The sequence below is a fragment of the Mesorhizobium sp. M7A.F.Ca.CA.004.12.1.1 genome, assembly GCF_003997835.1.
Classification (GTDB): domain Bacteria; phylum Pseudomonadota; class Alphaproteobacteria; order Rhizobiales; family Rhizobiaceae; genus Mesorhizobium.
This window is the reverse complement of the sequence record NZ_RZRK01001093.1, coordinates 1-1580: the sequence shown is the minus strand read 5'-3', so window position 1 is coordinate 1580 and position 1580 is coordinate 1. Positions and strand designations below refer to the sequence as shown.

The 1580-nt window shown below is 63.4% G+C and carries 2 protein-coding genes; both read left to right on the top strand.

The features are described 5' to 3' along the window. The coding region (locus tag EN984_RS33965; protein WP_206517550.1) for a cytochrome c maturation protein CcmE at positions 1–148 on the top strand (148 nt) is incomplete at its 5' end. Positions 149–180: 32 nt separating this feature from the next. After that, positions 181–1580: heme lyase CcmF/NrfE family subunit (locus EN984_RS33960; RefSeq protein ID WP_164765890.1), on the top strand; the 1400-nt coding region annotated here is incomplete at its 3' end.

Genomic DNA, 1580 nt, shown 5'->3' with positions numbered 1-1580 from the left:
GGGCGTCATCACCGAGGGTACTTTCGGCCCGGACGGGGTTTTTGTTGCCGATAGCGTGCTGGCCAAGCATGATGAGCGCTACATGCCCAAGGAGGTTGCGGACGGCCTCAAGGCCAAGGGCGTCTGGCAGGAGAACAAGAGTGAATAGCTCCGGCAGGAGAGCGACAATGGATCACGGGCATGGTTGAAACCGGACATTTCGCCCTCGTCCTGGCGTTTGCGCTTTCGCTGGTGCAGACGGTGGTGCCGCTGTTTGGCGCGCGCCTGAACAACCAGCGCCTCATGGCCGTCGGCGGTCCGGTCGCGGTGACCGGCTTTGCCTTGACGGCGCTGTCCTTCGCAGCGTTGGCGAGTGCCTATGCAAGCTCCGATTTCTCGGTGGCAAGCGTGTGGGAAAACTCGCATTCCTTGCAGCCGTTGATCTACAAGATCACCGGAACCTGGGGCAATCATGAAGGCTCGATGCTGCTTTGGGTGTTGATCCTGACCTTCTTCGGCGCGCTCGTCGCCGCTTTCGGCTCCAACCTGCCGGCGACGCTGCGCGCCAATGTGCTTGCGGTGCAAGGCGCCATCGGCGCCGCCTTCTTCCTCTTCATCCTGGCGACGTCCAATCCGTTCATCCGGCTCAATCCGGCGCCGATCGAAGGCCGCGATCTCAACCCGATCCTGCAGGATCTCGGCCTCGCCATCCACCCACCGTTCCTCTATCTCGGCTATGTCGGCTTCTCGATCTGTTTTTCCTTCTCGGTCGCCGCCCTCATCGAAGGCCGCATCGACGCGTCCTGGGCGCGCTGGGTGCGGCCGTGGACGCTGGTCGCCTGGATGTTCCTGACCGGCGGCATCGCCATGGGATCGTACTGGGCCTACTATGAACTTGGCTGGGGCGGTTTCTGGTTCTGGGATCCGGTCGAGAACGCCTCCTTCATGCCGTGGCTGGCGGGCACAGCGCTGCTGCATTCGGCCATCGTCATGGAGAAGCGCTCGGCGCTGAAGATCTGGACGCTGCTGCTCGCCATCCTGACCTTTTCGCTGTCGCTGCTCGGCACCTTCCTCGTGCGTTCAGGCGTGCTGACCTCGGTGCACGCCTTTGCCACCGATCCGACGCGCGGCGTGTTTATCCTGTGCATACTGACGCTGTTTATCGGCGGCTCGCTGGCGCTGTTTGCGCTGCGCGCTTCCCGGCTGACGACCGGCGGCCTGTTCCAGCCGATTTCCCGAGAAGGGGCGCTGGTCCTCAACAATCTGTTCCTGACGACGGCGACGGCGACCGTCCTCGTCGGCACACTCTATCCGCTCGCCGTCGAAGCCTTTTCAGCCGACAAGATCTCGGTCGGCGCGCCGTTCTTCAATCTCACCTTCGGACCGCTGATGGTACCGTTGCTGCTCGTGGTTCCGTTCGGGCCGTTGCTGGCCTGGAAGCGCGGCGATGTCTTCGCCGTCGCGCAGCGCCTGATGGTGGCATTTGCAGCGGCGCTGCTGGCGACGTTGGTCACCGCTTTGTTCATCGACGGCGCCTCGGTGTTCGCAGCTCTGGGCGTTGGCCTTGCCGTCTGGCTGATCCTTGGCGCGCTCACCGATCT